23 protein-coding genes, 1 tRNA gene and 1 pseudogene are annotated in these 25801 nt (G+C 49.3%); 22 read left to right on the top strand and 3 right to left on the bottom strand.

Features of this window, described 5'->3' with window-relative positions; all coding sequences use genetic code 11:
- Positions 1-60: 60 nt before the first annotated feature.
- From uvrB to B3S86_RS10870, 3 genes are all read left to right on the top strand, one after another.
- Positions 61-2028, top strand: coding sequence for an excinuclease ABC subunit UvrB (uvrB, locus tag B3S86_RS10880; protein ID WP_023469235.1), 1968 nt, complete (start codon positions 61-63; stop codon positions 2026-2028).
- 1 nt (position 2029) lies between these two features.
- Positions 2030-4885 carry an excinuclease ABC subunit UvrA gene (gene uvrA / locus B3S86_RS10875; protein ID WP_290752381.1) on the top strand — a complete coding sequence of 952 codons (2856 nt, stop codon included), beginning with the start codon at positions 2030-2032 and terminating at the stop codon, positions 4883-4885.
- Positions 4886-4985: 100 nt separating this feature from the next.
- A complete protein-coding gene (locus tag B3S86_RS10870) occupies positions 4986-6095 on the top strand; it encodes a DUF4097 family beta strand repeat-containing protein (protein WP_056062976.1) in 1110 nt (369 codons plus the stop codon).
- A gap of 246 nt (positions 6096-6341) precedes the next feature.
- On the opposite strand, the gene B3S86_RS10865 is transcribed toward B3S86_RS10870, so the two are convergent.
- Positions 6342-6728, bottom strand: a complete 387-nt coding sequence (locus B3S86_RS10865) for a hypothetical protein (RefSeq protein ID WP_290752376.1) — start codon at positions 6726-6728, stop codon at positions 6342-6344.
- Positions 6729-6851: 123 nt separating this feature from the next.
- Here B3S86_RS10865 and hprK point away from each other — a divergent pair, with 123 nt between their 5' ends.
- The 11 genes from hprK (at position 6852) to B3S86_RS10810 (ending at position 16011) form a co-directional block, all read left to right on the top strand.
- Positions 6852-7787 carry an HPr(Ser) kinase/phosphatase gene (hprK, locus tag B3S86_RS10860; protein ID WP_035396292.1) on the top strand — a complete coding sequence of 312 codons (936 nt, stop codon included), beginning with the start codon at positions 6852-6854 and terminating at the stop codon, positions 7785-7787.
- The gene (gene lgt, locus B3S86_RS10855) at positions 7787-8617 is read left to right on the top strand and encodes a prolipoprotein diacylglyceryl transferase (protein WP_035409997.1); all 831 of its coding nucleotides are present in this window, start codon (positions 7787-7789) and stop codon (positions 8615-8617) included. The genes hprK and lgt overlap by 1 nt, the downstream gene beginning before the upstream one ends.
- Positions 8618-8620: 3 nt before the next feature.
- On the top strand, positions 8621-9277 hold the full coding sequence (gene ppaX, locus B3S86_RS10850; RefSeq protein WP_290752371.1) for a pyrophosphatase PpaX: 657 nt from the start codon (positions 8621-8623) through the stop codon (positions 9275-9277).
- Entirely contained in the window at positions 9261-9743 is a 483-nt protein-coding gene (locus B3S86_RS10845; protein WP_290752368.1) for an acyltransferase, read from the top strand. The genes ppaX and B3S86_RS10845 overlap by 17 nt, the downstream gene beginning before the upstream one ends.
- 30 nt (positions 9744-9773) lie before the next feature.
- Complete coding sequence (kapB, locus tag B3S86_RS10840) at positions 9774-10154, top strand: sporulation phosphorelay system protein KapB (RefSeq protein ID WP_023469227.1); 381 nt, start codon at positions 9774-9776, stop codon at positions 10152-10154.
- A 96-nt stretch (positions 10155-10250) separates the two neighbouring features.
- Entirely contained in the window at positions 10251-11735 is a 1485-nt protein-coding gene (locus B3S86_RS10835; protein ID WP_290752365.1) for a tetratricopeptide repeat protein, read from the top strand.
- Between the two features lie 61 nt (positions 11736-11796).
- Positions 11797-12759, top strand: coding sequence for a thioredoxin-disulfide reductase (trxB, locus tag B3S86_RS10830; protein ID WP_023469225.1), 963 nt, complete (start codon positions 11797-11799; stop codon positions 12757-12759).
- Between the two features lie 112 nt (positions 12760-12871).
- Positions 12872-13741, top strand: a complete 870-nt coding sequence (gene rapZ, locus B3S86_RS10825) for an RNase adapter RapZ (RefSeq protein ID WP_035409987.1) — start codon at positions 12872-12874, stop codon at positions 13739-13741.
- Complete coding sequence (locus B3S86_RS10820) at positions 13741-14739, top strand: gluconeogenesis factor YvcK family protein (RefSeq protein ID WP_035409984.1); 999 nt, start codon at positions 13741-13743, stop codon at positions 14737-14739. Before rapZ ends, B3S86_RS10820 begins: the two co-directional genes overlap by 1 nt.
- Complete coding sequence (gene whiA, locus B3S86_RS10815) at positions 14736-15692, top strand: DNA-binding protein WhiA (RefSeq protein WP_035409981.1); 957 nt, start codon at positions 14736-14738, stop codon at positions 15690-15692. The genes B3S86_RS10820 and whiA overlap by 4 nt, the downstream gene beginning before the upstream one ends.
- Positions 15693-15774: 82 nt before the next feature.
- Complete coding sequence (locus B3S86_RS10810; protein WP_035409978.1) at positions 15775-16011, top strand: hypothetical protein; 237 nt, start codon at positions 15775-15777, stop codon at positions 16009-16011.
- A 118-nt stretch (positions 16012-16129) separates the two neighbouring features.
- Here B3S86_RS10810 and clpP read toward each other — a convergent pair.
- Together clpP and B3S86_RS10800 are read right to left on the bottom strand one after the other, a co-directional pair.
- Positions 16130-16714: pseudogene (gene clpP / locus B3S86_RS10805) on the bottom strand (ATP-dependent Clp endopeptidase proteolytic subunit ClpP); the annotation flags it as partial.
- A gap of 183 nt (positions 16715-16897) precedes the next feature.
- Positions 16898-16973 (bottom strand) — tRNA-Arg (locus B3S86_RS10800).
- 153 nt (positions 16974-17126) lie between these two features.
- Here B3S86_RS10800 and B3S86_RS10795 point away from each other — a divergent pair.
- The 8 genes from B3S86_RS10795 (at position 17127) to eno (ending at position 25711) form a co-directional block, all read left to right on the top strand.
- On the top strand, positions 17127-18269 hold the full coding sequence (locus B3S86_RS10795) for an RNA polymerase subunit sigma-54 (RefSeq protein ID WP_290752360.1): 1143 nt from the start codon (positions 17127-17129) through the stop codon (positions 18267-18269).
- A complete protein-coding gene (locus tag B3S86_RS10790) occupies positions 18260-18520 on the top strand; it encodes a glutaredoxin family protein (RefSeq protein ID WP_023469219.1) in 261 nt (86 codons plus the stop codon). Before B3S86_RS10795 ends, B3S86_RS10790 begins: the two co-directional genes overlap by 10 nt.
- A 115-nt stretch (positions 18521-18635) precedes the next feature.
- Entirely contained in the window at positions 18636-19664 is a 1029-nt protein-coding gene (locus tag B3S86_RS10785) for a sugar-binding transcriptional regulator (RefSeq protein WP_290752357.1), read from the top strand.
- A gap of 53 nt (positions 19665-19717) precedes the next feature.
- Positions 19718-20725: a type I glyceraldehyde-3-phosphate dehydrogenase gene (gene gap / locus B3S86_RS10780; RefSeq protein ID WP_035409970.1), complete on the top strand. Its 1008-nt coding sequence runs from the start codon at positions 19718-19720 to the stop codon at positions 20723-20725.
- 121 nt (positions 20726-20846) lie between these two features.
- On the top strand, positions 20847-22031 hold the full coding sequence (locus tag B3S86_RS10775) for a phosphoglycerate kinase (protein ID WP_035396304.1): 1185 nt from the start codon (positions 20847-20849) through the stop codon (positions 22029-22031).
- A gap of 27 nt (positions 22032-22058) precedes the next feature.
- Positions 22059-22811: a triose-phosphate isomerase gene (gene tpiA, locus B3S86_RS10770; RefSeq protein WP_023469215.1), complete on the top strand. Its 753-nt coding sequence runs from the start codon at positions 22059-22061 to the stop codon at positions 22809-22811.
- Positions 22812-24359, top strand: a complete 1548-nt coding sequence (gpmI, locus tag B3S86_RS10765; RefSeq protein WP_064299425.1) for a 2,3-bisphosphoglycerate-independent phosphoglycerate mutase — start codon at positions 22812-22814, stop codon at positions 24357-24359. It begins immediately after the preceding gene.
- A gap of 59 nt (positions 24360-24418) precedes the next feature.
- Entirely contained in the window at positions 24419-25711 is a 1293-nt protein-coding gene (gene eno / locus B3S86_RS10760; protein ID WP_087681330.1) for a phosphopyruvate hydratase, read from the top strand.
- The last annotated feature ends 90 nt before the right edge of the window (positions 25712-25801 follow it).

The following is a 25801-nucleotide window of genomic DNA, read 5'->3' as shown; positions in this document are numbered from 1 at the left end:
TTGTTCGTAAAGTGGTACAATAAAAATAGATTTTTTAACGTGATGAGGGGGAAGCAAACGATGGATTTTGAACTCGTTTCACCATTTGAACCAGGCGGTGATCAGCCGACGGCAATCGAAAAATTGGTGACTGGGCTAAAACAAGGCGAACGACATCAGACGTTGCTTGGGGCGACCGGTACCGGGAAGACTTTCACGGTCTCGAACGTCATCAAGGAAATCAAGAAACCGACGCTCGTCCTTGCCCATAACAAAACACTAGCGGGACAACTCTACTCGGAGTTCAAGGAATTCTTCCCAAACAACGCGGTCGAATACTTCGTTAGTTTTTATGATTATTACCAACCGGAAGCGTACGTTCCGTCGACGGATACGTTCATTGAGAAGGACTCTTCGATCAACGATGAGATCGATAAGTTGCGTCACTCGGCAACGTCCGCCTTGTTTGAACGAGAAGACGTCTTGATCGTTGCGTCTGTCTCGTGTATCTATGGTCTCGGTAACCCGGAAGAGTACAACAACCACGTCTTGTCACTGCGTGTCGGCAATGAGATGGGGCGAAACGAGATGCTCCGTCGTCTAATCGACATTCAGTATGAGCGTAACGACATCGACTTCCAGCGCGGACGGTTCCGCGTACGCGGAGACGTCGTCGAAATCTTCCCGGCGTCACGTGACGAACAGTGTGTCCGGGTCGAGTTCTTCGGTGACGAGATTGAACGGATCCGTGACATGGATCCGCTGACAGGTGAGATCGTCGCGGACCGCGAGCACATCTCGATCTTCCCGGCGTCCCACTTCGTGACGGGGGATACCCGTCTACAGAAAGCGATCGCGAATATCGAGAAGGAACTTGAAGTGCAGCTTGCGAAGTTACGTGAAGACAATCAGTTGCTTGAAGCGCAACGGCTTGAACAACGGACGAACTACGATCTTGAGATGATGCGTGAGATGGGCTATTGTTCCGGAATCGAGAACTACTCGCGTCACTTGAACTTGATGCCGGAAGGGGCAACACCGTATACATTGCTTGATTACTTCCCGAAGGACTTTTTACTCGTTGCCGATGAGTCACACGTCACATTGCCACAAATTCGAGGGATGTATAACGGGGACCAGGCGCGGAAACAAGTCCTCGTCGATCACGGTTTCCGTCTTCCGTCGGCAAAAGACAACCGTCCGTTACGGTTCGAGGAGTTCGAGGAAAAAGTCAGTCAGGCGATCTATATCTCGGCGACACCAGGACCGTATGAACTCGAACATTCGAAAGAGATGGTCGAGCAAATCATCCGTCCGACCGGTCTCGTTGATCCAACGATCGAGATTCATCCGATCACAGGACAAATCGATTACTTGATGGATAACATCCGTGACCGGGTCGCGAAGAACGAACGTGTTCTCGTCACGACATTGACGAAGAAGATGGCAGAAGATTTGACCGATTACTTGAAAGAGAATGGCGTCAAGGTCAACTACATGCACTCAGAGATCAAGACGCTGGAACGGATTGAAATCATCCGTGATTTACGGCTCGGAAAATACGATGTCCTTGTCGGGATCAACTTGTTACGAGAAGGACTCGATATTCCGGAAGTCTCACTCGTGACGATTCTTGATGCTGATAAGGAAGGGTTCCTCCGGTCGGACCGTTCGCTGATTCAAACGATTGGTCGGGCGGCTCGGAACTCGGAAGGACACGTCATCTTGTTTGCTGATAAAGTCACCGATTCGATGCAACGGGCGATCGATGAGACGGAACGTCGTCGCGCGATCCAGATGGCGTTCAACGAAGAACATGGCATCACGCCGCAGACGATCAAAAAAGACGTGCGTGGTGTTATCAGTACGACGATCGAGAGCGACGATACCGTCGAAAAACTCGAGAAGTTCAACAAACTCAAAAAACCGGAGCGCGAAACGTTGCTTGAGCAGCTCGACCAAGAGATGCGTCAAGCGGCGAAAGACATGCAGTTCGAACGAGCTGCTGAGCTCCGCGACCTCATATTAGAATTGAAAGCAGGTGCCTAAGTTGGGAGAAAAGAAGAATCAGATTATCATCAAAGGCGCTCGCGTCAATAATCTACAAAACATCGATGTCGAAATCCCCCGCGATCAGCTCGTCGTCTTGACGGGCTTGTCCGGGTCAGGGAAATCGTCGCTTGCGTTCGATACGATTTATGCTGAAGGACAACGTCGTTATGTCGAAAGTTTATCAGCCTATGCCCGTCAGTTCCTCGGACAGATGGATAAACCGGATGTCGACACGATCGAAGGACTGAGTCCAGCAATTTCAATCGACCAGAAGACGACGAGTAAAAACCCACGTTCGACGGTCGGAACGGTCACAGAAATCTATGATTATTTGCGTCTATTGTACGCACGAATTGGTAAACCGATTTGTCCGAATCACGGAATCGAGATTTCGAGCCAGACGATCAGTCAGATGGTCGACCAAGTGATGGAGTTGCCGGAGCGGACGCGTCTGCAAATTCTCGCGCCAATCGTTTCCGGACGCAAAGGAACGCACGTCAAGGTGCTCGACGATTTGAAGAAGGAAGGCTTCGTCCGCGTCCGTGTCAACGGAGAGACACTCGATCTTGCAGAGGAGATCACGCTTGAGAAAAACAAGAAACACTCGATCGAAGTCGTCGTCGACCGTGTCGTCGTGCGACCAGACGTCGAAGCCCGTCTTGCGGACTCACTTGAGACTGCACTTCGCCTCGCGGATGGTCGGGTCATCGTCGATACGATGGACGGCAACGAATTGTTGTTCAGTGAACATCATGCTTGTCCAATTTGTGGCTTCTCAATCGGCGAACTCGAACCACGGATGTTCTCGTTCAACTCACCGTTTGGTGCTTGTACGTCATGTGATGGTCTCGGAACGAAGCTTGAGGTCGATGTTGATCTCGTCGTGCCGCATCCCGATAAGTCATTGAACGAAGGGGCAATCGTGGCGTGGGAACCAACGAGCTCGCAGTATTATCCACAATTGCTCAAAGCGGTCTGTGACCACTTTAAAATCGATATGGATACACCGTTCGAACAATTGTCAGAAGAACACCGCGAAACGATCTTGAACGGAAACACGAAGGAAGAGATTCACTTCCGTTATGAGAATGACTTCGGGATGGTCCGAAATACGAACCTCTACTTCGAAGGAGTTCTCAATAACTTACAACGTCGCTTCAAGGAGACGTCGTCTGATTATATCCGGGAACAGATGGAAGGCTACATGGCGAAGAAGGCGTGTCCGACGTGTAAAGGACATCGCTTGAAACGGGAATCGCTCGCCGTCAAAGTATCCGATCACCATATCGGTGAAGTGACGAAGATGTCTGTTAAACAAGCGGTCATGTTCTTCGACGAACTACCGGAGAAATTAAGTGAGAAGGATCAGACGATTTCGCGGATGATCGTCCGTGAGATTCATGAACGGGCGTCGTTCCTTGAGAACGTCGGTCTCGATTACCTGACGATCTCACGCGCAGCGGGGACATTATCCGGTGGGGAAGCGCAACGGATTCGTCTTGCGACACAAATCGGTTCGCGTCTGACGGGCGTCCTCTACGTTCTGGATGAACCATCGATCGGCTTACACCAACGCGATAATGATCGTCTGATCAATACGCTGAAGGCGATGCGTGATCTCGGCAATACGCTGATCGTCGTCGAACACGATGAAGATACGATGATGGCAGCCGACTACTTGATTGATATCGGACCTGGTGCCGGCGATCACGGTGGATTCGTCACGGCAGCCGGAAAACCGGAAGAGTTGATGCAGGATGCGAACTCGTTGACTGGTCAATACTTGTCCGGGAAGAAGTTCATTCCTGTTCCGTCGACACGCAAAGAGCCAGACGGTCGGATGCTCCATATCCACAAAGCATCGGAAAACAATCTGAAGAACGTCGATGTCGACATTCCGCTTGGTCTGTTCGTCGCTGTCACTGGTGTCTCGGGATCCGGGAAATCGACGTTGATCAATGAAATTCTCTATAAGACGATTGCGCACGAGATGAACCGGGCGAAAGAAAAACCGGGTGCCCATAAAGGGATCACCGGTCTGGATCAAATCGATAAGGTCATCGACATCGATCAGTCACCAATCGGTCGGACACCACGTTCGAACCCAGCGACATATACCGGTGTCTTCGATGATATCCGTGACGTCTTTGCTTCGACGAACGAAGCGAAACTCCGTGGTTACAAAAAAGGACGTTTCAGTTTCAACATCAAGGGTGGACGCTGTGAAGCGTGTCGTGGCGACGGGATCATCAAGATCGAGATGCACTTCTTACCGGACGTCTATGTCCCGTGTGAAGTCTGTCACGGTAAACGTTATAACCGCGAAACACTGGAAGTGAAATATAAAGGCAAAACGATTGCCGACGTGCTTGAGATGACGGTTGAAGATGCACTCGCCTTCTTCGAGAACATTCCGAAAATCACGCGGAAACTGCAGACGATCGCTGACGTCGGTCTGACGTACATGCGTCTCGGTCAACCCGCGACGGAACTGTCCGGCGGGGAAGCACAACGTGTTAAACTGGCGTCCGAGTTGCATAAACGCTCGACTGGGAAGACGATCTATATTCTCGATGAGCCGACGACGGGACTCCACGTCCATGATATCGCGCGTCTGTTGAAAGTTTTACAACGTCTCGTCGACAATGGTGATACGGTGCTCGTCATCGAACACAACTTGGATGTCATCAAGACGGCCGACTACTTGATTGATCTCGGACCTGAAGGGGGCGACGGTGGCGGAACGATTGTTGCTGCCGGGACACCGGAACAGATCGCTGAAGTCGAAGCATCTTATACGGGACGATACCTCGCGCCTGTCCTTGAACGTGACGCGGCACGAATTGAATCGTGAAACTTTTGTGGATGAGGATTCGTAGGAAGGAACTAAGGGAACTTAAACGAAAGTATCATGTAACACACGTTTGAGGTTCAAGAATAGGAGGGAACGGTTCATGAAGCAAGATATGCGTCAATTGATATTGGAGCAAGTCAAAGAAGGAAAGTTAACGATTGATGAGGCACTCGATAAACTAGAGCGGCTCGAAGCGATCGACGAACGTGCAACTTCTGCCAGTGAACATAAGTACGTCGATGAACCAGAACAATATGATCGGGTCGACCAGTATTCCGTCGATTCGTTGACGACGAAAGTCATGTCAGCGTTCGATAATCTCGTCAGCCGGATCAAGGACAGTGATCTTTCGCTTAATCAGGCGTCCGGTCCAAACGTCACCTACGTCAAACAATTCCCGTTCAGCGGTGAGACGGTTCACGTCGATCTGTTCAATGCGAACTTGGTCGTCGAACCGAGTGATCTCGAAGAATGCGAATTAACGGTGACAGGACGTCCGCTCCGCCGCCAACAGGTGACGGAAGAACAGGCGCTTGAGCAACTACAAGCCGCTGTGCAACACGCAGTGTCGGCGAATACACTCTCAATTCGTTTGAAGGATAAGAGTGTCCGTGCGACGGTCCACCTGAAAGTACCACGCCGTCATTACGAGTCATTCGTCTTACAGACGTTGAACGGTGAGATTTCGTTATCGTCACTCGATACGACGTCCGCTCAACTGATGACGGCGAACGGTCGGGTCAACGTCCGTGACCTCTTCAGTGAAGATGTCAAAGTATCAACTGCGAACGGCTCGATCGAAATCGAAGAGTCGGAGTTGAAGGTCTTAAAAGCGAAGACAGCCAACGGTCAAATCATCACGACTGGTGTCTTCGAACGTTCAGAATTGAAAACAGCGAACGGAAACGTACGTTGCGAGCTGAAGACAGCGCAAAATGCGAAGGTCAAAGCCTCGTCACTTGCTGGAAGCATCGCCTTGATGTTGCCGCATGGCGCTGAAGTCTACGGAGAACTTGAGACGAACTTCGGTGGTCTCAACTGCAATCTTGACGATATGGAATTGATTCGGGATCAAAAAGAGATCGTCAACCGGAAACTCCATTTCGTCTCAGGGCGCGGTCGTTCACCTAAAATTGAGGTCGAAGCGGATACGAAGACAGGTACGATTTCGGTCACACACGGCGTTCACCTCAGTCCACAAGCGTTATAAGCATACTTGGCGCAACTTCTTGAAAAAGAGGTTGCGCTTTTCTAATGACGTCGTATCCGCTGTGCGTGCTTTCCTCAGGTGAGACACGAGCCGCGGCTACGTCGTTCTAGGAACGAGTAGCTGGGTCTCGTTTGTCTCTGACAGCGCGGATGACCGGGCTTTTTCCTGTAGGAGTCACAGATGCGGAACGACTTCGTCTGCACATGTAAAAACACCCATCCTCATAAGAAGATGGGTGTAGCTACATCAATAATCGTAATCCTGATCCATCATCGGCTCGTCGAAGTTCATGTTCTCGATATTATTCATATCGTAACCGAACGAGAGTAAGGCGATGACACCGATAATCGCGAGGAAAATCGACACGAGAATCAGACCGATGCCGAGCCAACTCTTGCCACGGGAACGATTCCAATAGAAAATGATTGCTAAGACGTACGAGATGAAAGACCCACTGATGAAGACCCCGATAATGGAAATAATAAAGAATAAGAGAGCTGTTTGATCTTGATACCGGGAGTAAGCCTTCCACATATCGATCAGCGAAATCACGAGATAAACGAAACCGGCGATCGCGAGGATTCCAAATAAAGTAAGTATTAAAACGAACCAAATACCGCCACCTGACATCATGGCAAAACCTCCTTCAAAATATTAACTCTTTATTCCATTCCCAAGAAATCATGCTTCTAATCCAATTCCATGAACCGAATAAAAATATGGTACAATACTTCAAGTGAAAGGGGCTGACGAAGCGTGCAACCAAAAGTGCGAACAGCTGAAATCGTAAAACAATTCAATCTCCACATCGTCACGGGAGAAGAAGGCTTACATCGCCCGATTCTAACGGCTGATTTGTGCCGACCTGGCCTTGTGCTTGCCGGTTATTATGCCTATTACCCGGCAGAACGTCTTCAAATTCTCGGAAAAACAGAATTGACGTTCTTCAATAATTTAACGTACGAGGAACAACGTGAACGAGCGAACGTCCTTTGTACAGATGAAACACCTGGTATTTTGATCACACGTGGATTTGAAGTGCCGGAAGCGATCATCCAAGCTGCGGACGAGACGAACGTGCCACTGTTGACGACAAAAGGGCATACGACATCGGTCGAGTCACAGATCACGAACTTCCTCGAAGCGGAACTCGCGCCAACGACAGCGATGCATGGTGTCCTTGTCGATATCTATGGTGTCGGCGTCTTCATTAAAGGAGCAAGTGGCGTCGGTAAATCGGAAACAGCACTCGAACTCGTCAAGCGGGGTCATCGTCTGGTCGCAGATGACTCGGTCGAGATTCGTCAAACGGGTGACGGGATTCTAGTCGGAACGGCACCGAAGTTGATTCAACATCTGCTTGAGATTCGTGGAATCGGGATCATCGACGTGATGACGTTGTTTGGTGCAGGTGCTGTTCGCTCGCACAAGAAGATCAGCCTTGTCTGTAACCTCGAGATTTGGGATCAATCGAAAGTCTATGACCGCGTTGGTCTGGATCAAGAGACGCTTCAAATCATCGATACGGAAATCCCGTTCTTGACGATTCCGGTTCGTCCCGGACGAAATCTCGCCGTCATTATTGAGGTGGCAGCGATGAACTATCGCCTGAAAAACATGGGCATTAATACAGCAGAAGAATTCGCGGGACGTCTCGCACAAGCAATTGAAGATGGGAATGGTGGTCTTTGATGGGAACTCTAGCCTCTGTACAACCAACGTTTGATCGCGTCGCAATCAATCTCGGACCGGTACCGATTTACTGGTACGGGATCGTCATCGCACTCGGTGCGGTCGTCGGTCTGTTGATCGCGATCTTCGAATCGAAGCGGATCGGCTTCAATGAAGAGTATGCGGTCGATGTCGTCATCTGGTCAATTCCGATCAGTATCATCTGTGCCCGGATTTACTACGTCGCGTTCGAGTGGGACTACTACAGTCAGCATCTCGATCAGATCATCAACATCCGCCAAGGTGGAATCGCAATCCATGGCGCAATCATCGGCGCGATTTTGACGGTCATCATCTATACACGTAAGAAAAAGATCTCGTTCTGGCAGATCGCTGATATCCTGGCACCGTCGCTCTTGTTCGGTCAAGCCGTCGGACGCTGGGGCAACTTCTTCAACCAAGAAGCACACGGCGGCGAGACGACGTGGTCGTACTTACAAGATACGTTGCACTTACCAAACTGGATCGTCAATCAGATGTACATCGACGGGACATACTACTTACCGACATTTCTCTATGAAAGCATCTGGAACATCATTGGTGTCATTCTATTAATCGTCTGGCGGATGAAGTTCAACCCACGTCGTGGATATGTCTTCCTCGGTTATTTGATTTGGTATTCGATCGGACGCTACTTTATCGAAGGACTCCGGACGGATAGTCTGATGGCTGACGGACTGCGGACGGCGCAAGTCGTCTCGATTTGTTTAGTCATCTTCGGTGTGATCATGCTTGTCATTCGTCGCAATGCCGTTCGTTACTTGGACGGTTCAAAAAAGGAGGCGAAGTAATCGATGATTCGCACACTTTTGTTTGACTTAGATGGAACGTTGATTGATACGAATCCATTGATCTTAAAAAGCTTCGAGCATACGCTCAGTTACTATTACCCCGACCGGACGTTCACGGAAGCGGAACTGCTTCCGTTCATCGGTCCGACGCTTGAAAAGTCATTCTCAGCAATGAACGCGGAACAGTGGAAAGAGATGGTTGCTTTTTACCGGAGCTACAACATTGCCATGCATGACGCACTCGTGCTCGAGTATCCAGGTGTGCTTGACGGATTACGTCGTTTGCATGAAGCAGGCTACAAGATGGCGGTCGTCACGTCGAAAAGTCGTCGTGTCGCTCTCCGCGGCATCGAGTTATTCGGATTGACGTCACTGTTTGACGCTGTCATCGCAGCGGACGACGTAACGGAAGAAAAACCAGCCGTCGAACCGTTTGAGAAAGCGATGCAGTTACTTGGATCAACACCAGACGAGACGATCATGGTCGGTGACAACGATACGGACATCCTTGGGGGCAAGAACGCAGGAGTGAAGACGGTCGCGGTTGGTTGGGCGATCAAAGGACGTGCGTACTTAGAAGCTCTCGAACCGGATGTCATCATTGATTCGATGGATCATCTCGCTGCTTGGCTGGAGGAACAAAATGGCACGGCGAACTGATCGGTTTCAGGTCGGAACGACGAATCCACTCTGGCATATGTACCGGACGGTGTCGTTCTTTAAAGTGATGTGGTGCTTTACGATCGTCACGATTGGTCGGTTTGCCCCGTCGTTACGCTTCAAGAACACGCTCTACCGGACTTGTCTTCGGATGAAAATCGGGGAGAAGACGGCACTTGCCTTGATGGTGATGCCAGACACGATGTTCCCGGAGCGGATCACGATTGGTGACAATACGATCATCGGCTTCAATACGACAATCCTCTGTCATGAATATTTGACGACGGAGTATCGTTTAGGTGACGTCGTCATCGGAAGCAACGTCTTGATCGGTGCGAACGTGACGATCCTACCGGGCGTGACGATCGGAGATGGTGCCGTTGTCGGTGCCGGATCCGTTGTTCACCGGGACATCGCTCCGAACGAACGCGTCTCGAGTCAGCCGCTTCGCCGGCACGAAATGTGACAAAACTGTGAGAAGGAAGAAGGAAAAAAGATGACGCACATCCGCTTTACGTATAAGACAGGAAAGTATTTCGGAAGATTATTCGCCGAACGTCCACAAGGTCTCGTCGTGGAGGTGCTGGCTGTCGAAAAGCATCCGGTTCAAGGAGATCTTCATCAACCGAACCAAGTCGATGTCCCGCTCTTTCATATCCGGACCGCCTTGCATAAGCACGAAAAGATCACGGTTTCGCCCGCAGTCGTTTATGCGTATGACGGAGAGATTCCCGATTATGCGACGAGCTTACGGCAGGCATATGACAAGGACGTGGCACGTCTTGAAGGACTGAATCCAGAGACGGATGCTTTTGTACGAAAATGCTTAGAGAATTACAAAGAACTGGAATCGATTTATGCAAAACGCTGGGGATGAACTCCGGCGTTTTTTTCTGTTGCATGCCTTCTAGAGATAGGGTATTCTTGTGTCTGCAACTACGAAACCAGTTTACTATTTATGGGGGCTTGAATCATGATGGAATTAACCAAATACAAAGCAGACCCCTTTGCGATAACAGCGCGCCAAGCGGAACTTTTTTATTTCCGCGGACGGAAGGCGCACCGGGAAGGGCGACTGGATGAAGCCGTCTATCATTTAGATGAGGCGACGACACTTCAGCCAGCGGACATCCGTTATTTGCTCCGTTATGCCCGTGTCTTATTCGAGACAGGAGAAATCAATCATGCGAATGATGTCTTGAAACAAGTACGCGCACTCGACGCATCAAATACGGAAGCACTCTTTTATTTAGCGAATAACTACGCACACGTCTCACTTTATGAAGAAGCGCGACAGCATGCGATGGAATATTTAGAGCAAGCACCAAACGGTAAACACGCGGAGGCATCGGCCGCACTCGTGGAACTGATTGATCTCGAACAAGAGATGGAAGACGACGAAGAGGACGAATTGATTCGTCTGCACGGTCAAGCACAACGCCAGATCGATAAAGGGATGCTGTTCGCGGCACAGGAGACGTTGACTGGACTGATTGCCCAGTACCCGACGTTCTGGCCTGCCTACAACAACCTCGCGATCGTCGAGTTCTATTTAGGAGAGAATGATCAGGCATTCGCTTCCCTCGAACGGATCCTTGAAGGAAACCCGGGGAATTTGCATGCCCTCTGTAACACGCTCGTCTTGCTACACGAGATGGGACAGGACGAAGAGGCGCATCGTCTCTCTCGTCAGCTCGAACACGTCCGTTCCGTGCATCTTGAGACACGTTATAAGGTCGCATCAACACTTGCGATCATCGGACGATACGATATCGCCTATGAAGAGTTGAAGTTGCTCGAGCGTCGCGGGTACCGAGGAGATCCCCTCTTTGGGCACTGGTTATCGATCTCTGCTTATAAGACAGGACATGTCGAAGAGGCAGCCGCTTTCTTAAAGTCAGACGAAGCACAAGCGTTAAAGGAAGAAACGGATACGTATGACATCCGCCACAACCTACAGTTTCGCTCGGCACTCATCCAAGCGTTGAAGACGGAAGATGACGTCTCGCGAATCTTCACGGCACTTCTTCTTGGCAAGCTGAACGATGCCGAAGCACGGCTTGCATTGTCGATGATGCCAGAAGTGACGGACCGAGAAGACGTCCTGTTACTGACGGAACAGATTGTCATCGAGATGGAAGGACGGACCGATGTCGTGGATGAACGCATTCACCGGGCATTGCAGACGATCCGTCTTGCAGAACGATTCGTTTCAGACGAAGAACGGATGAGTCTTGAAGGGGACTTTTATGAGCGCTTCGCACAGCTCGTCTTAAGTGGAGAATCGTTCGATTCAATTGAAGCATCCGCGGCATCACTGCTTTACCTGTTCCATGATTTACGAGACGGAATGTTGATCGAGGAATGCGCATCGCTCGTCGATTGTTCGTTCGATCATGTCGCGTCAATGATCCGGACACATGAACGGATGCTGGCACCGCTGCAAGCAAAGTGTTAGACGTTTAGGGGATTCTCACCTATACTCAAACTACAACGATTACGATAAATGGGGTGGAATCATGGCGGAAACAGAACAAAAAATTTATGACGTCATCATCATCGGGGCAGGTCCTGCTGGGATGACAGCCGCACTTTATGCATCACGTGCGAACCTTTCGACATTGATGATCGAACGCGGGATTCCGGGCGGTCAGATGGCGAACACAGAAGATATCGAGAACTACCCAGGATACGATAGCATCCTCGGACCAGATCTCTCACAAAAAATGTTCGACCACTCGAAAGCATTCGGCGCAGAATATGCGTACGGAGATGTTCGAAGCATCGAAGACGGTAAAGCATACAAAACGATTCATGCACACAACAAAGATTACTACGCACGGGCAATCATCATCGCGTCTGGTGCACAATATAAAAAAATCGGTGTACCGGGAGAAGAAGAGCTCGGCGGTCGCGGTGTCTCGTACTGTGCCGTTTGTGATGGCGCATTCTTTAAAGAAAAAGAACTCTTCGTCATCGGTGGCGGGGACTCTGCGGTAGAAGAAGGTGTCTACTTGACACGTTTCGCGAAAAAAGTCACGATCGTTCACCGTCGTGATGAGCTCCGCGCTCAAAAAATCCTTCAAAAACGTGCGTTCGACAACCCGAAAATCGACTTCATCTGGAACCATACGGTTAAACAGATCAACGAACAAGACGGGAAAGTCGGCGGTATCGAGCTGATCAATACAAAAACAGCTGACGTGACGACGCATCCGATCGATGGGGTCTTCATCTACATCGGAATGAACCCAATCACAGGTTACGTCCAAGATCTCGGTATTTTGAACGACCAAGGTTACGTCGTGACGAACGAAGCGATGGAAACGAACATCAAAGGTATCTTTGCTGCTGGTGACGTTCGTGAAAAAACATTGCGCCAAGTCGTTACAGCAACGAACGATGGTTCGATCGCAGCGCAAAATGCACAGCATTTCATTGAAGCGTTGCTTGAAGAATTACAAGAATCCTCACACGCATAATATCGAACCAGTTTCATTGAAGGAGACTTCAGTGAAGCTGGCTCTTTTTTTATGATATACTGAAAAAGAAGCGAAAAAATACACACGGAACTGTTGTCTGGAGGGCGAAAAGATGGAACAGAATCAACCGCAACTTGTCATCATCACGGGTATGAGTGGGGCTGGGAAGACTGTCGCAATGAACAGCTTTGAGGACTTAGGCTATTTTTGTGTCGACAATCTACCCCCGACGTTACTGCCGCATCTCATCGAAGTCATTGGACAAGTGCGTCCTAAAATCGCCGTTGCCATCGATACCCGCGCGCGTGATTTCATCGACAGCTTTTTTGTCGTCTATGAGGATTTAAAGAAAACGGACTTACAAATCCGGATGCTGTACCTTGATGCACGAAACGATGTCCTTGTCCGCCGTTACAAGGAATCGCGTCGTTCGCATCCACTTGCACCGACGGATTCACCATTGATTGGAATCGAACGTGAACGGACGTTGCTCGAAGGATTCCGCGATAAAGCACAGATGCTGATTGATACGAGTGACATCAAGCCGCTTGCACTGAAAGAACGTCTCTTAAAGGAGTTCACGGAAGGCACACGGATTCCGTTCACGGTCAACGTCATGTCGTTCGGCTTTAAACATGGCTTACCGCTTGATGCGGATCTTGTCTTTGACCTGCGCTTCTTACCGAACCCGTTCTACATTCCAGAGTTGCGTCCAAAAACTGGACTTGACGAGGAAGTGGCATCGTACGTCATGCAATGGCCGGAAGCAAAGCTGTTCTATAAAAAACTCGTCGACCTGCTCGAATTCCTGATTCCGCAATACGAGCGGGAAGGGAAGTCGCAACTCGTCATCGCCCTCGGTTGTACAGGTGGGAAACATCGCTCAATCACGTTTGCAGAAGCGATCAGTAAAGAATTTGCGACGCAGTATCATATTGAGACGAATCACCGGGATTATGTGTATGCGAAGGGGGAGAAGTGATGAAATGGGAACGTAAAGTCGTCGCTGTCGGTGGTGGAACAGGACTCTCGACGCTTCTTCGTGGACTGAAACATTACCCGCTTGACATCACAGCCATCGTCACCGTTGCTGATGACGGGGGCAGTTCTGGTCGTTTGCGGACGGAATTCAATATGTTGCCGCCGGGCGATATCCGAAACGTCATCGTCTCCTTATCGAAGTCAGAGACATTGATGGACCGGATTATGCAGTACCGGTTCGAGACCGGGGAAGGACTGCATGGTCATTCACTCGGAAATCTGATGTTGACGGCAGCAACCCAACTTTGTAACGGTTCGTTCGTTGAAGCGATCGGTGTCATGGGGCAACTGTTGAACGCGGAAGGAAAAGTCTATCCGGCGACGGAACGGACGATCACGCTCTGTGCCGAGTTCGAGGACGGAACGATCGTCAAAGGCGAGTCGTTGATTCCGAAGGTCGGTAAGAAGATTGAACGGATTTTCCTTGAAGAACAAGATGTCCGTCCAGTACCGGAAGCGATTCAGGCGATTCTTGATGCCGATGTTATCGTCCTTGGTCCGGGCAGTCTCTATACGAGTATCATCCCGAACGTTCTGATCGACGAAATCCGGGAAGCAATCCAGCAATCGCTAGCTCCGGTCGTCTATATCTGTAACGTCATGACGCAACCCGGTGAGACGACAGCGTTCACAGCCAATGAACATTTAGCGGCACTCGAACGCTTCCTCGGACAAGGCGTCGTCGATACGATCATCGTCAATAATGAATCGATTGATGCGAGTTACCTGAAGAAATACCAAAAGGATCACGCTGACATCGTCACCTATAATGAAAAACAATTCGAGTTAGCAGGCGTTGAAGTGCTTGCGGACGACATCGTCGATTACAATCATCACTTCATCCGTCATGACTCAGATGCCGTCGCAAGCCTCGTCATGCGAAAAGTGTTGTCGATTCGACGGATGCGTCAACTCGAAGGAAAGGAGGAGCTGACATGAGCTTTGCCTCAGAAGTCAAAAAAGAATTAACGCAGATTCCGATCACCGATCACGAGATGAAGGCGGAACTCGCGGCGCTTGCCCGGATGAACGGTGCGATCTCGTTCGGTCTCGGACGTGGTCTGACACTCGATATCTCAACCGAGAATGCCTCGATTGCCCGTCGGATCTACTCGCTTTTGAAAAAAGCATACGGGGTTCATCTCGATCTGCTCGTTCGGAAGAAAATGCGTCTGAAAAAGAATAATGTCTACATCGTCCGCGTCAAACAACAGGCGGATAAGATTTTGCAAGACCTCGGGATTTTAGGAGAAGGATTCACGATGATTCGTTCCATCAGTGACACGATCTTAAACGATGAACGAAAAGCACGCGCGTATTTACGAGGGGCGTTCCTCGCCGGGGGTTCGCTCAACAATCCGGCGACGTCGTCGTACCACTTGGAGATCTTCAGCTTATATGAAGAACATAATGCGGCGCTCCGTGGTCTATCAAACGTCTTTGATTTGAACGCGAAGGCGATCGAACGGAAAAAGGGACACATTCTCTATATTAAAGAGAGCGAAAAGATTTCCGATTTCCTTAAGCTTGTCGATGCGACCCAATCGATGCTACGGTTCGAGGACGTCCGGATCTTAAAAGATATGCGTAACTCGGTCAACCGTCTCGTCAACTGTGAGACGGCGAACCTCAACAAAACGGTTGGTGCGGCATTACGCCAAGTTGAGAACATCAAGTTCCTCGAGCGGACGGTCGGGCTCGATGTCTTACCGGATAAGTTGAAGGAGATTGCGATTTTGCGTGTGACACATCAAGACGTCACGTTGCAAGAGCTTGGTGAGATGGTCGAAAGCGGCTCCATCTCAAAATCAGGGATCAATCACCGGTTGCGGAAGATTGATCAAATCGCTGAAAAAGTACGAAACGGAGAGTCGATGACAGGGGCCATATAAGAGGGTCGCTTGCGGGATGAACCATAGTCTACTATAATATATAGTCGATGCAACTAAATGTTCGAATTAAGGAGTTTTTGAAATGGCTAACGAAAAGAAACGTATTTCGCTGACAGTCGATGCGAAGTTTGATGAAGTGTTAACAAAAAAAGCAAAAGCAATCGGTGTACCGAAAAGCACACTCGTTGCGTTCGCAACATCTTTATTCCTGAAACAATTACAAGCAGAAGAAGAGCTTTCGCCACATGCGAACGCGATCTACTCGCTGATTCGTGAAAACCACGATATCGTTTCAGACATCACAGACTTGATCGACTGATCTTCTACCTCTCGTTCTATACGGAACGGGAGGTTTTTTGTATGTAACGATAACCGACAAGGCTTCGATTTTCTATGGATACAAAAAAGTGCCTCCCGAAGGAGACACTCTGGATGACTTATGCACGTTCCATGACGCGGTCGATGAGACCGTAGTCAGCAGCAGCTTGTGCTGACATGAAGTTGTCACGCTCTGTATCGCGTTCGATGACTTCAAGTGGTTGTCCTGTGTTTTCAGCCATGATTTTGTTGAGGTGCTCACGCATTTTGATGATGCGCTCCGCATGGATTTTGATATCCGATGCTTGACCTTGTGTACCACCGAGCGGTTGGTGGATCATGATTTCAGCGTTTGGTAACGCGAAACGTTTTCCTTTTGCGCCTGCTTGTAGCAAGAACGCACCCATCGATGCTGCCATACCGATACAAATTGTTGAAACTTGTGGCTTGATGAAGTTCATTGTATCGTAAATCGCCATACCGGCAGTGATCGAACCACCTGGGCTGTTGATGTAAAGCGAGATTTCTTTATCTGGATCTTCTGCTGCTAAGAACAGAAGTTGGGCAACGACTGAGTTGGCGACGTTGTCGTCAATCGCGCTCCCGAGAAGAATGATGCGGTCTTTTAGCAAACGTGAGTAGATATCGTAAGCACGTTCCCCGCGGTTTGTTTGTTCGATGACTGTTGGAATTAACATAGTCTTTGCCTCCTTATAGTTGGTATGTAGCTTCCTATTCGACTTATCCTTATCATAATCCTTTGGTCAATATTGGTCAAAAGATACGATGCGACTTTTAGGTATTTTTCCATTACAAGGGCAAATGAAACATATCAATATAGAAAAAAAGGCAACGCCATTGCTGGCATTGCCTTGTAGTTGAATAAATGGTACACCCGGAGAGATTCGAACTCCCGACACCTGGTACCGGAAACCAGTGCTCTATCCCCTGAGCTACGGGTGCATCTGATGTACTGAACAATTAATAGTATAGCGACATTTTTTCAGAAAAGCAATAGGGAAGGATGACTTTTCTTTTCTCTAGCGACTCAAAAGGGGTTCAGAGCATGTTTTTCAAAACGTTTCTTCTATAATAAGAAGTGAGGGAGGGGAATCGATGGATCAACGCCAGGAACAAACGCAACAGATGACGTTATCGGCGTCACAACAGTATCAGTTACATGTACTTGAGCAACCAGCGGCAGAACTCGAGGAGGAATGGCGGCGGTTAAAACGACGATTGTACCGCCATTACCCGAATCAGGTTTCGTTAGAGGCCGAGCAGATGGCAGGACATTTGGCATCCTATGAAGACGAGCTTCTTGCACAAATACGTTTAGAATCAGTCAGACAGGAAATAGGATATATGGCGGAACAACTCATCGTGTATTTAGAAGCGGACGGTTTATTGCGGACATCGGACGAGGAGCTCGCTGCATCCTTCTCGACCGATGTCGCAACGATTACAGAAGCACGGACACTCTTACAACAATGTGAACCAGTCGGCATTGCTGCCCGCTCGGAGCGCGAGTGCCAATGGTTACAGGCGATCGAGCTAGACGACGCAGAATTGATCGGACTGACGGATCGGTTACGACATGAACCGGCGAGTCAAGTGTTCGCGCAGTTCAGTGAACAGGATCGAGCACGGTTGCGAAAACGATTGACGCGCCTGAGCCGGACACCGGATCTTCCTAAAGAAGAACGACCGGTCATGGCAGAAGCACGGATTCACCTGTTAGATGGAAAACTTCAGATTGACTGGATGACACTCGACATGGATCAGAAGTGGCTCGGATTAAAAGAGGCAACGCCTTTTTTGCGCGCGTACGAACGACGTCGCGTTACGATGCATGCCATCCTCTCGGTCTTGCTTGAGCGACAAGAACGCTGGTTCAAGGGAGAACTGCATCTTGAGCCACTGACGAAAAAACAAGTCGCTGAGGCGACGGGGCATCATCCGTCAACGATTGGTCGAGCGATTGCTGAGAAGTATGTCGAGACGGTCCATGGTCTCGTTGCTTTAGAAGACTTGTTCGTCTCACGGACGACAAGCGGAGATTCGAGTTTTTTGATTAAAAGGCGGATCGCCGAATACATTCAACACAGCGATCGTCCGTTAAGTGATCAGCAATTGACGGATCGCCTGCAAGCAGACGGTCTGACAGTCGCGCGACGGACGGTCGCGAAGTACCGGGCAGCGCTTGGTTTAACGAAAAAAACGATGCAGCAAAGGAAGGCGCAATCAGAATGGGATTAAAACGACACAGACACTTAACACTCTATTCACGTCCGGGATGTACGCTATGTGAAGAGGCCGCCATCTTACTCGACTTCGTACTCGATGAGTTTCCGGAATGGACGTTCGAGGAAGTCAACATTGATCAGGATGAAGCGCTCAGTCTACGGTTCTTATACGAGATTCCGGTCGTCATGCATGATGAGGAAATCTGGAGTTATGGCAAATTCGAGACGGAAACGATAAGAAACCGCTTACTTCAAAAAACTTGAGAAACGAGACTTGCAAGGCGAGAAATGGACTGTTATGATAACGGTGTACCAAGTGGGACACGTTATGACATGCGGGACAGAAAGCGTCCAGCTACTTGAGAGGAGAGGGAAATACATGATTCGGCAGTTAGTCCAGATCCAAAAACGAATCGTGCCTGATCTGATCGAAGAAATGCAGACACGCTACGACATCCTTCATTACGTACGACTGATGCAACCGATCGGACGACGTACGCTTGCGACAAGCCTTGGCTTGACGGAACGCGTCTTACGGCGGGAAGTCGACTTCTTGAAGCAGCAAGACCTCCTAGAGGTTGCGACGCAAGGGATGTCCTTGACGGATGAAGGACGAAACGTTCTTCGCAGCATGCACAGCATCATGGGAGAACTCGCAGGGATCTCAGACATGGCGAAAGCCTTGAAAGAGAGACTCGGAGTACGGGACGTCGTCATCGTACCGGGTGATTCCGATGAGGCCTTCTGGGTACAACGAGACATGGGGCGGGCGACCGTCGCACGACTCAAACGAGAGCTTTCTTCAGACCATCACAATACGATCGCTGTCACAGGCGGTACGACGATGGCTTCCGTCGCGGCGATGATGTCGCCAGACAAGGAACACCGTCCGATGACGTTCGTTCCGGCACGCGGAGGACTGGGAGAAACGCTCGAATTACAAGCGAACACAGTATGCTCACGGATGGCGTCACGCGCTCAAAGTGATTATCATCTGCTTCACATCCCGGACATGGTCAGTACAGAGACGTTCGTCAAGATGATCGAAGAGCCGAGCATAAAAAATGTGCTTCAAATGATTAAAGGTGCTTCAATCGTGGTACATGGAATTGGTGAGGCGAAAACGATGGCAAAACGTCGTCGCGCGTCTGAGGATCTCCTGACCCGACTGGAACACGAACAGGCAGTGGCAGAAGCATTCGGATATTACTTCGACCGAGACGGGAACATCGTGCACCGGGTCAAGACGGTTGGTCTCCAACTGGCTGACTTGAAGCAAGTCGAACACGTCATCGTCGTCGCAGGTGGTCATTCGAAGGCAGAAGCAATCAACGCCTATGTCAAACAGTCGCCAGACATCATCCTGATTACGGATGAAGGCGCAGCCGCTTCGATTTTGAAAGGGTAACCCCCTTTTGAATAATAGATAACTCGCTTTACATTAAAAGGAGGAAAATTATCATGGCAGTAAAAGTTGGTATTAACGGATTTGGACGTATCGGACGTTTGGCACTTCGTCAAATTCTTCAATTCGATGGAATCGAAGTAGTCGCGATCAACGACCTTACAGACACTAAAATGCTTGCACACCTTCTCAAATATGATACGACTCAAGGTCGTTTCGACGGCGAAGTTGAAGTACACGACGGTTACTTCCTCGTCAACGGTAAAGAAATCAAAACACTTGCTAACCGCAACCCAGAAGAACTCCCATGGGGCGAGCTCGGTGTTGACATCGTTCTCGAATGTACTGGTTTCTTCACAGACAAAGAAAAAGCTGAGCTTCACTTAAAAGCTGGCGCTAAAAAAGTCGTTATCTCTGCACCTGCAACTGGCGACATGAAAACAGTCGTCTTCAACACGAACCACGAAATCCTTGACGGAACTGAAACAGTTATCTCTGGTGCTTCTTGTACTACAAACTGTCTCGCGCCAATGGCTAAAGTTCTCCAAGATCAGTTCGGAATCGTTGAAGGTCTCATGACTACGATCCACGCTTACACTGGTGACCAAAACACACTCGACGCTCCACACCCTAAAGGTGACTTCCGTCGTGCACGTGCGGCAGCAGCAAACATCGTTCCAAACTCAACTGGTGCTGCAAAAGCAATCGGTCTCGTTCTTCCAGAACTTCAAGGTAAACTTGATGGATCTGCACAACGTGTACCAGTCGCTACAGGTTCACTCACTGAGCTCGTAACTGTACTCGACAAAAAAGTTTCTGTAGAAGAAATCAACGCAGCAATGAAAGCAGCTGCTAACGAGTCTTACGGTTACACTGAAGACGAAATCGTTTCTTCTGACATCGTTGGTATCTCTTACGGATCACTCTTCGATGCAACTCAAACTAAAGTCATGACAGTCGGCGACAAACAACTCGTTAAAACAGTTGCTTGGTATGACAACGAAATGTCTTACACTAGCCAACTCGTTCGTACACTCAAACACTTCGCAGAAATCGCTAAGTAATTCGAGCAATTAAATAGCAATTGAATAAGAGCGGAAACGATATCAGTCTCCGCTCTTATTGCGGAAAAAAGCGGGAGGGGCATTCGCCCCTCACTATACGTAAGAGACGGAGGACGAATGTATGAATAAGAAATCGATTCGCGACATCGATGTACAAGGAAAACGCGTATTTACACGCGTGGATTTCAACGTACCGTTGGAAGACGGTAAAATCACGGATGACACACGGATCCGTGCTGCACTCCCAACGATCAAACACTTGATCGACGGCGGAGCAAAAGTCATTCTCGCTAGCCACATGGGTCGTCCAAAAGGCGAAAAGAACCCTGAGTTCTCACTTGCACCTGTCGTAGCACGCCTCAGCGAATTGCTTGGTAAAGACATCAAGCTCGTTGAAGAAGCATACGGTCCAGTTGCAGAAGAAGCAGTCAGCAAACTCGAAAACGGCGATGTCGTCGTCTTAGAGAACGTTCGCTTCTACCCTGGTGAAACGAAAAATGACGAAGAGCTCGCTAAAGGATTCGCGAAACTCGCTGACGTCTTCGTCAACGACGCGTTCGGCGCAGCACACCGTGCACATGCATCGACAGAAGGTATCGCACACCATGTCGACACTGCAGTTGCCGGTCTTCTCATCGAAAAAGAACTTCAAGTTCTCGGTAAAGCTCTTTCTAACCCAGATCGTCCGTTCACGGCAATCATCGGTGGTTCGAAAGTAGCGGACAAAATCGGTGTCATCGATCACTTACTCGACATCGTCGATACGTTGATCATCGGTGGCGGCTTATCGTACACGTTCCTCACAGCTCGTGGTATCGAAGTCGGTACTTCACTTCTTGAGGTCGACAAAATCGACCAAGCGAAGGAATTCATGAAGAAAGCAGAAGAAAAAGGCGTTAAGTTCCTCATGCCAATCGACTGCGTCATCACGAAGGAATTCGGAGAAGAAACATATGTCGGACCACGTGACATCACAGAGATCCCAGCCGATCACATGTCACTTGATATCGGTCCAAAAACGGTTGAACTCTATGCAGAGGCAATCAAGAACTCGAAACTCGTCGTCTGGAACGGACCGATGGGCGTATTCGAACTCGATAAATACGCAAATGGTACAAAAGGTGTCGCGCAAGCTCTTGCGGACAGTGATGCGTACTCAATCATCGGCGGTGGCGACTCAGCTGCTGCGGCAGAGAAATTCGGTCTTGCTGACAAAATGAGCCACATCTCTACAGGTGGTGGAGCAAGTCTCGAATTCATGGAAGGGAAAGCTCTTCCTGGTGTCGAAGCGCTAAACGACAAGTAATCTAAGTTCACAAGGGAGTGTTTCTCAATGCGTAAACCAATTATCGCAGGTAACTGGAAGATGAATCTGACGCTCAAGGATGCAGTCGCATTCGTTGAGGAAGTCAAAGGAGCTGTACCTGCTTCGACGACAGTCGACGCAGCCGTCTGTGCGCCAGCAGTATTCTTGGCACACTTGACAGAAGCAGCAGCTGGTACGGATCTTAAAATCGGTGCTCAAAACATGTACGACAAAGAGAGCGGCGCGTTCACTGGTGAAATCAGCCCGCTCATGCTCAAAGAACTCGACGTGACATACGTCATCCTCGGTCACTCTGAGCGTCGTGAGTACTTCGGCGAAACAGATGCGTTCATCAACAGCAAAGCGAAAAAAGCGTTCGAGCACGGTCTCGTTCCAATCGTTTGTGTAGGTGAAACACTGGAAGAGCGTGAAGGCGGCAAGTTCGAAGACGTCATCCGCGAACAGACAGCAAACAGCCTCAAAGGTCTTACTGTCGACCAAGTGAAAAATCTCGTCGTCGCTTACGAGCCTGTCTGGGCAATCGGAACAGGTAAATCAGCGACAGAACAAGATGCACAAGATTCTTGTAAATTCGTCCGTGACGTCGTTGCAGCTGAATTCGGTGCTGAAGCAGCAGAAGCTGTCCGCATCCAATACGGTGGTAGCGTCAAACCGGAAAACATCAAAGAATATATGGCTCAACCAGACATCGACGGCGCGCTCGTCGGCGGTGCAAGTCTTGAGACAGGATCGTTCCTCAAACTGTTGGAGGCGATTTAAATGAAAAAACGTCCAGTCGCACTGATCATCCTTGATGGTTTTGGTATGCGTGACGAGGAGTTCGGAAATGCCGTTACGGCGGCAAACAAACCGAACTTCGACCGTTACTGGGGTCAATACCCGCATACGTTGTTGAATGCGAAAGGCGAATACGTCGGTTTGCCTGAAGGTCAAATGGGGAACTCAGAAGTGGGTCACCTGAACATCGGTGCAGGTCGCGTCGTCTATCAATCGCTATCCCGAATCAACAACGCGGTCAAGGATCGCTCGTTCTTCTCGCGTCAAGCGATGAACGATGCGGCAGGTCACGTGAAGAAATACGGTTCAGCGCTTCATATCTTCGGTTTGGTCTCTGACGGTGGAATCCACAGTCACATCAACCACTTATATGCGGTGCTTGAATTCGCGAAACTTCACGAAATCGAAAAAGTCTACCTCCATGCTTTCACGGACGGTCGTGACTGCGACCCACAATCGGGCGCTGGTTTCCTCCGTGACGCGCAAGCGAAGATGGATGAATTGAATGTTGGACAATTCGCGAGTATCTCTGGTCGCTACTATGCGATGGATCGCGATAACCGTTGGGAGCGCGTCAAGAAAGTCTATGACGTCATCACGTTCGGTGAAGGTCCAACGACGAAGGATCCAATCGGCATGGTTGAAGCTTCGTACAAACAAGACGTAACGGATGAGTTCATCGAACCAACTGTTGTCGTGCAGGAAGACGGTACGCCAGTCGCACCGATCCACGATAACGATGCGATCGTGTTCTTCAACTATCGTCCTGACCGTGCGATTCAGCTTTCGAAAGTCTACAAAGAAAAAGGTGGCTTCGACGGTTTCGAAATTCCGGACAACGCACCGAAGAACCTGCTACTCGTCTCAATGACGAAGTACTCGGATGCGATTGATACGGACATCGTATTCCCGCCTGAAGACATCAAGAATACGCTTGGTGAGACATTGTCAAAACAAGGTCTCAAACAGCTACGCATCGCGGAAACGGAAAAGTATCCGCACGTCACGTTCTTCTTCAACGGACAACGTGAAGAACCATACGAAGGGGAAGATCGGATCTTGATCCCTTCACCAAAAGTCGCGACATACGACTTGAAACCGGAGATGAGCGTCTATGAAGTTACAGATGCCCTCGTCGACGCAATCAACTCGGACAAACACGACGCGATCATCCTCAACTTCGCTAACCCGGATATGGTCGGTCACTCGGGTATGCTCGAGCCGACGAAAAAGGCGATCGAAGCTGTCGATGAGTGTCTTGGGAAAGTCGTTGACTTGATTCTCAGCAAAGGCGGCGCGGCAGTCATCACGGCTGACCACGGGAACGCGGATAAAGTCCTCAATGCGGACGGCAGTAAGATGACGGCGCATACGACAGAACCCGTTCCATGTATCGTGACGGTCGAGGACGTCGAACTCCTTGAACCACTCACAGGTGCACTCGCTGACCTCGCACCAACGGTCCTTGATCTCCTCGGAGCGGACCAACCAGCAGAGATGACTGGTAAATCGATCGTATTGAAGAAATAATCCCGTCGATCGAAAGAATTACAGCACATATTTCTTACACACAAAAGGAGCGAATTTAAATGTCAATGATTACAGAGATTTACGCACGCGAGATTCTTGATTCACGCGGTAACCCAACAGTAGAAGTAGAAGTTTATACAGAAGATGGCGGTTTCGGTCGCGCACTCGTACCATCAGGTGCATCAACTGGTGAGCACGAAGCAGTCGAACTCCGTGATGGCGACAAAGCACGTTACCTCGGAAAAGGTGTTTTGAAAGCTGTTGACAACGTCAACGAAAAAATCGCACCAGAAATCATCGGTTACGATGTCTTCGACCAAGCTGGAATCGACAAAAAGATGATCGATCTCGACGGTACGAAAAACAAAGGTAACTTCGGCGCTAACGCAATCCTTGGTGTTTCTATGGCTGCTGCACGTGCTGCTGCAGATGAGCTTGGTCTTCCACTTTACACATACCTCGGTGGATTCAACGCGAAAACATTACCAACACCAATGATGAACATCATCAACGGTGGATCACACGCAGACAACAACGTGGACTTCCAAGAGTTCATGATCATGCCTGTCGGTGCTCCAACATTCAAAGAAGCACTTCGTATGGGTGCTGAAATCTTCCACGCGTTGAAATCAGTTCTTAGCGGAATGGGTCTAAACACAGCAGTTGGTGACGAGGGTGGATTCGCTCCAAACTTGAAATCAAACGAAGAAGCAATCACAGTTATTCTTGAAGCAATCGAAAAAGCTGGCTACAAAGCAGGCGAAGATGTTTACCTTGCAATGGACGTCGCTTCTTCTGAGTTCTACGATAAAGCAGCTGGAAAATACAACCTCGCTGGCGAAGGCAAAGTCCTTTCAACAGAAGAGCTTGTTGAATTCTACGCACAACTCGTTGACAAATACCCAATCATCTCAATCGAAGATGGCTGTGACGAAAACGACTGGGATGGTCACAAACTCCTTACAGATCGTATCGGACACAAAGTCCAACTCGTTGGGGATGACTTGTTCGTAACGAACACTGAGAAACTTGCTGAAGGTATCGAAAAAGGCATCGCTAACTCGATCCTCATCAAAGTTAACCAAATCGGTACGTTGACTGAAACATTCGACGCAATCGAAATGGCTAAAAAAGCTGGTTACACAGCTGTCGTTTCTCACCGTTCTGGTGAAACTGAAGATTCAACAATCGCTGACATCGCTGTTGCGACAAACGCTGGTCAAATCAAAACTGGTTCACTTTCACGTACAGACCGTATCGCGAAATACAACCAACTTCTCCGCATCGAAGACATGCTTTCAGACGTTGCTGTCTACGACGGAATCAAATCATTCTACAACCTCAAGAAGTAATTTCAGGTTGATCGTTTGAATAAGCTATAAGGAAAACCTCCTATTCGTGTGATACGTACACACCGGATAGGAGGTTTTTATATCAAGCAA

The sequence above is a fragment of the Exiguobacterium sp. UBA3968 genome, assembly GCF_002385115.1.
Classification (GTDB): Bacteria; Bacillota; Bacilli; order Exiguobacteriales; family Exiguobacteriaceae; genus Exiguobacterium_A.
This window is presented reverse-complemented; position numbering and strand designations above follow the sequence as displayed.

Bases quoted from the DNA above. Each gene is read 5' to 3' on its own strand.
- rapZ (WP_035409987.1), top strand. From the start codon at position 12,872: ATGGAACAGAATCAACCGCAACTTGTCATCATCACGGGTATGAGTGGG.
- B3S86_RS10865 (WP_290752376.1), bottom strand. From the start codon at position 6,728: ATGATGTCAGGTGGCGGTATTTGGTTCGTTTTAATACTTACTTTATTT.
- kapB (WP_023469227.1), top strand. From the start codon at position 9,774: ATGACGCACATCCGCTTTACGTATAAGACAGGAAAGTATTTCGGAAGA.
- lgt (WP_035409997.1), top strand. From the start codon at position 7,787: ATGGGAACTCTAGCCTCTGTACAACCAACGTTTGATCGCGTCGCAATC.
- B3S86_RS10845 (WP_290752368.1), top strand. From the start codon at position 9,261: ATGGCACGGCGAACTGATCGGTTTCAGGTCGGAACGACGAATCCACTC.
- B3S86_RS10795 (WP_290752360.1), top strand. From the start codon at position 17,127: ATGGATCAACGCCAGGAACAAACGCAACAGATGACGTTATCGGCGTCA.
- eno (WP_087681330.1), top strand. From the start codon at position 24,419: ATGTCAATGATTACAGAGATTTACGCACGCGAGATTCTTGATTCACGC.
- B3S86_RS10870 (WP_056062976.1), top strand. From the start codon at position 4,986: ATGAAGCAAGATATGCGTCAATTGATATTGGAGCAAGTCAAAGAAGGA.
- B3S86_RS10810 (WP_035409978.1), top strand. From the start codon at position 15,775: ATGGCTAACGAAAAGAAACGTATTTCGCTGACAGTCGATGCGAAGTTT.
- trxB (WP_023469225.1), top strand. From the start codon at position 11,797: ATGGCGGAAACAGAACAAAAAATTTATGACGTCATCATCATCGGGGCA.
- B3S86_RS10820 (WP_035409984.1), top strand. From the start codon at position 13,741: ATGAAATGGGAACGTAAAGTCGTCGCTGTCGGTGGTGGAACAGGACTC.
- whiA (WP_035409981.1), top strand. From the start codon at position 14,736: ATGAGCTTTGCCTCAGAAGTCAAAAAAGAATTAACGCAGATTCCGATC.
- B3S86_RS10790 (WP_023469219.1), top strand. From the start codon at position 18,260: ATGGGATTAAAACGACACAGACACTTAACACTCTATTCACGTCCGGGA.
- gap (WP_035409970.1), top strand. From the start codon at position 19,718: ATGGCAGTAAAAGTTGGTATTAACGGATTTGGACGTATCGGACGTTTG.
- B3S86_RS10785 (WP_290752357.1), top strand. From the start codon at position 18,636: ATGATTCGGCAGTTAGTCCAGATCCAAAAACGAATCGTGCCTGATCTG.
- uvrB (WP_023469235.1), top strand. From the start codon at position 61: ATGGATTTTGAACTCGTTTCACCATTTGAACCAGGCGGTGATCAGCCG.
- B3S86_RS10835 (WP_290752365.1), top strand. From the start codon at position 10,251: ATGATGGAATTAACCAAATACAAAGCAGACCCCTTTGCGATAACAGCG.
- gpmI (WP_064299425.1), top strand. From the start codon at position 22,812: ATGAAAAAACGTCCAGTCGCACTGATCATCCTTGATGGTTTTGGTATG.
- B3S86_RS10775 (WP_035396304.1), top strand. From the start codon at position 20,847: ATGAATAAGAAATCGATTCGCGACATCGATGTACAAGGAAAACGCGTA.
- ppaX (WP_290752371.1), top strand. From the start codon at position 8,621: ATGATTCGCACACTTTTGTTTGACTTAGATGGAACGTTGATTGATACG.
- tpiA (WP_023469215.1), top strand. From the start codon at position 22,059: ATGCGTAAACCAATTATCGCAGGTAACTGGAAGATGAATCTGACGCTC.